The sequence below is a fragment of the Bacillus sp. JJ1521 genome (genome assembly GCF_036965165.1).
Lineage (GTDB): Bacteria > Bacillota > Bacilli > Bacillales > Bacillaceae_L > Ferdinandcohnia.
This window is the reverse complement of record NZ_JBALOX010000214.1, coordinates 1-4,762: the sequence shown is the minus strand read 5'-3', so window position 1 is coordinate 4,762 and position 4,762 is coordinate 1. Positions and strand designations below refer to the sequence as shown.

Sequence of the window (4,762 nt, the reverse complement as noted above, 5' to 3'; positions counted from 1 at the left end):
ATTTATTATATTTTCTGTAATAATGTTACTCTTGGTTTTTGTTTTAAAAAATCTTTATTTACTTCTTTTTAACTATGCACAAATTAGGGTGATTTTAAATCAAAAGGTTAAATTATCAAGAAGATTGTTCAAAGAATATTTGACCAAGCCATATACTTTTCATTTGCAACGTAATACAGCCAATTTACTTCGAAATGTAAATAGTGAAGTATCTAGGGTGTTTAATGGAATTATCATTTCTGGATTCCAGTTGTTCACAGAAATTCTTGTCACTATATTTATTTTATTATTATTACTAATTACAGCACCAATAGCTACGATTACAGCTTCCATTTTATTAGGTGGAAGTGTTTTTCTGTTTTTTAGATTTTTTCGTAAAAAGATTAGTCATCTAGGAAAGGAACAACAAAAATTAAGTGGTTCAATGATTAAATGGGTGAATCAAGGGCTGGGTGCAAGTAAGGAAGTGAAGGTATCGGGAAAGGAAGACTTCTTTATAAATGCTTATACGAATCAAAGCCAAAAAAGTGCAAACAATAGCCGTTTTATGAGTATGTTAGAACTAGTACCTAGACTTTTTATAGAAAGCTTATTGGTAGCCATAGTTCTTATTACCATGCTAATCATTGTTTTTCAGGGGTCAGATACAGAACATTTAGTATCAACAATGGCACTTTTTGCTATGGCTGCCTTCAGGTTAATGCCGTCCATCAACCGTATAGTTGCATTAATAACTTCAATACGATATAGCCAACCCGCACTCTCAATCGTCTATGAAGACTTATTTTTAAACAAAGAGAATGTTTATAGTAAGGAAAGTATCGAAAATGAATATCCAATAATGAAATATAGTGGCGAAAGAATTTTTAATGATTTTATCAAGTTAGATGGGGTTTCCTTTCGTTATCCTAATCAGAAGGAATTCTCGGTAAGGGACGTGTCCTTAACGATACCAATTGGTCAGTCAGTTGCGTTCATTGGTGAATCGGGTGCTGGGAAATCGACCCTTGTTGATATTATTTTGGGACTATTTCGCCCAGAAAAGGGGACGATATGCGTTGATGGTAAGGACATACACAGTCAAATATCTTTATGGCAAAAGAAAATCGGATATATCCCACAATCTATATATCTATCAGACGATACAATACGCAGAAATGTTGCTTTTGGGATAGAGGATGAACAAATTGAAGACGCGGAAGTATGGAGAGCCTTGGAGCAAGCACAACTAAAGGAGTTTGTGGAATTGTTGCCCGATAATTTAGAGACGAGGGTTGGTGAGCGTGGCGTAAGGCTATCGGGAGGGCAACGGCAACGAATTGGGATTGCCCGAGCATTATATCATAATCCAGAAATATTATTTATGGATGAAGCAACATCAGCATTGGATAATGATACAGAAAAAGAAATTATGAAGGCAATTGATGGCTTGAAAGGTGAAAAGACACTGATAATAATAGCCCATAGACTAAGTACAATTGAAAATTGTGATATTGTTTTCAAAATAAGTAAAGGAAGATTATTGGCAATCGAAAATAAATTAAAACAATCAGTCATGTAGGATAAAGATTTCATCCTGTCCTATATACGTAATCCAAATAAATCTTAGGCAGGTTAATGAATGAAGAAAATAGTTATTGTCACTCGTAAAATGATCATGGGAGGTATAGAGAAGGCATTAATTTCCATGCTTAATACTATACCAAAAGATAAGTATGAGGTAACTGTTTTAGTGATGGGGGCAGGTGGAGAGCTTGAGGAGGAGTTGCCTGATCACGTAAAAGTTAAGTGTTTGTATGGTTATGAGAAAACCACATTAGAAAAGATAGGGAAACATATAAAAAATGGTAGATTTATACATGCATTTAAAATTGGCTGGTATACCATTCTTACTAAAATGACTAAAAATGTGTTCAAACAAGAATGGTTCCACTCTAAAATGATTCCAATGATCGAATCTGAATATGATATCGCAATTGCATATCACGTCCCAGCCTCCTTTCCAGTCGTATTTGTAATGGAAAATATAAAAGCTAAATCTAAGATTGCTTGGATTCACGCTGATGTTTCTCATTATGTAAATGAACTAAAACCATATGAAAGGTTTTATGAAAGATACGAAAAAATATTTTGTGTTTCAAATTATGGAATGAAAAAATTCATAGAACTTTATCCGCATCTGCAAGAAAAAACATCGGTATTTTATAATATTCTCGACAAGAAACAAATAACCTTATTGGCAGAAAAAGACGAAGGATTTAATGATGGATTTGATGGTATCCGCATTCTAACTGTAGGTAGATTGACCAAAGAAAAAGGGCACGACATTTTACCTAGCCTTCTTATGAAACTGAGGGAAGAAGGTAACAACGTAAGGTGGTATTGCATCGGAGATGGTGAGTCACGCCTTGAGCTTGAAATACTGGTTAAAAAACATAACTTAGAAGAACATTTCATCTTATTAGGAACAAAGAGAAATCCATACCCATATATTAAGGGATGTGATATATATGTCCAACCTTCTAGACACGAAGGTTATTGCATCTCACTAGCTGAGGCTAGGGCATTTAATAAACCAATTATTACGACAGATTTTCTTGCAGCTAGGGAGCAAATTGTAAATGGGCAAAATGGGCTTATTGTAAACTTTGATGAAAATGAAATATTCAAGGCGGTAAAAACGCTTATTAGTAATCAGGATTTGTGCGAAAAGTTTGTAAAAAATTTAATGGGAGGCAATTTAGAGTCTACTGAAACAAAGAAAATATTTGATTGTGTAGGCTGACTATGAAAAAAAGAAAAAATATATTTAATTAAGGTGAGTGGGCCTATTGCTACAATTTATGAAGAAAAAAGTTAATACACTGATTCTTATATTAATACACTATATACAAGGAAATGAAAAGTTAATTAAGATGATCGAATATACGAGGGGATTATATAGATATCCAAATAAAATGTTGGGACGAAATCTTCAAACTGTACTTAATCATCATACGGACGTTCTAGTTTTTGCTGCTCATCCTGATGATGACATATTAGGGGTGGGTACAACTTTATATCGGCATAGCTTGAAAAATGAAGAAATTAGAGTAGTTTTTATCACTAATGGAACAGGAAGAGGTGGGGAAAGTTGGCATATTTCAGCAAATGAATCTAAAAAGAAATCAGAAATAAGGTATAGAGAGGCAATCCGAGCTTTATCACTGATAAATATACCTGAGGAAAATATACTTTCTCTGGGCTATCCAGATGGAGGCACCCAACGTTATTTAAAAAAAGTGTCAGCGGATATACTACGTCTCATTCAAAAATTCAATCCAGAGCGTATATATGTTCATTGCATTGAGGGTGGCCATAGAGATCATGATTTGACTAGTTTTGTTGTAAAGTCGTTATGCAATAAAATTGGTTTTACTAATGTGTTCGAATGGACTGAGTATAATCCAATCCAACCTTTGGGGACTCAAGACGTAAAGTTCCTACCAACTCATCCTACAAGATTAAAAGAAATCACAATTGAAATCTCGGAAGAAGAGCGTAGTCTAAAAAGAAAAATGTTAGCATCCCATCAGTCTCAAGATGTTGAACAGTTTTTTTTACAAGGCGAGGCCATTCGTCCAGCTAACACTTCACAAATAGAATTGGAATTATATAAACACTGTCAAATCCCGATGAGAACATTACATCCTTTAGTTAACGATTTTAATAAATCTTTAACGATACTTCAAAAAAAACCCAATGCTCAAATAAAGATTGTGTAAGTCACTGGCACTGGGAACTTTGTAACCTTGGCTACTTGCCACTATAAAGGAGTTATCATGGAATACACGTATTTATTAATTGATGGTTCTTTATATATTAATCTAGAATCCAACATGTTAAACCTTATGTACTTTTTATTATTTAAAGCTGAACCGCTCACTTTTTTTGAGAAAAAAACAAATAGTAAGGTATTAAATTACTTCAAACCTTTAGTCAGGTTAAAACGTGTTTTGGAATTTATATATCTTTTTTATAGAAGAAAACAAATATACTCCAAGTCAAAAGATTCTTTTCCAGCAATAACCACAACATTTGATGGACATTGTTTAATGATATTACGATTAGGAGAGTACAAAATAATAAATTTTAGAAAAAAGAATATAACGACCGTTTTCCCTAATAATTTTTCTATTGCCGAGATTAGAAAAAATATTCAAAAGCTAGTTGATGCACAAAAGTGTAGTTTAGCCCCTAGGGTGATAAATTGGGATATAAATATGCGAAATATAACGGAGAATTATGTCAATTTAAAAACATCGAAGTTTGATTATGTCAATAACCGCAACTTTTATTTAGAAGTCTTTCCAATACTTTTGAAAATAATGGAAAGCACTAATCCACAGAGAACTTTATCAAAACAGTATATTGAAAAAATAATTTACCGTATTGAAATTTTAATGGGGATTTATTTAAATCAAGATTCTAGTTCTGACATTCCAATAATAGAATTTTTCTCGTATATAAAAAAAGAATTAACATTCCATACAGAAAAAGAACTACTCTTGGTATTATCGCACGGTGATTTTTGGGGAGGTAATATTCTAAAAAATAAAACAAAATACAGAGTGATAGACTGGAATACAATTGATATGCGAAGTTTCTATTTTGATTTCTATTTTATAATGTTCGACAAAGCTTTTAAAAAAAATAAGGTAACGTGGATTAATTTTGCTCAAGAAATAGACACCGATTTTAAACATTTTGAACTATATTTAAT

4 protein-coding genes are annotated in these 4,762 nt (G+C 32.6%); all 4 read left to right on the top strand.

The features are described 5' to 3' along the window. The coding region (locus V7147_RS22460; protein WP_335370029.1) for an ABC transporter ATP-binding protein at window positions 1–1,561 on the top strand (1,561 nt) is incomplete at its 5' end. 60 nt (window positions 1,562–1,621) lie between these two features. Beyond that, on the top strand, window positions 1,622–2,785 hold the full coding sequence (locus V7147_RS22455) for a glycosyltransferase (RefSeq protein ID WP_335370028.1): 1,164 nt from the start codon (window positions 1,622–1,624) through the stop codon (window positions 2,783–2,785). Window positions 2,786–2,831: 46 nt separating this feature from the next. After that, the gene (locus V7147_RS22450) at window positions 2,832–3,764 is read left to right on the top strand and encodes a PIG-L deacetylase family protein (RefSeq protein ID WP_335370027.1); all 933 of its coding nucleotides are present in this window, start codon (window positions 2,832–2,834) and stop codon (window positions 3,762–3,764) included. A 57-nt stretch (window positions 3,765–3,821) separates the two neighbouring features. Next, window positions 3,822–4,762 (top strand): hypothetical protein (locus tag V7147_RS22445; protein ID WP_335370026.1); only part of this gene is annotated, 941 nt, incomplete at its 3' end.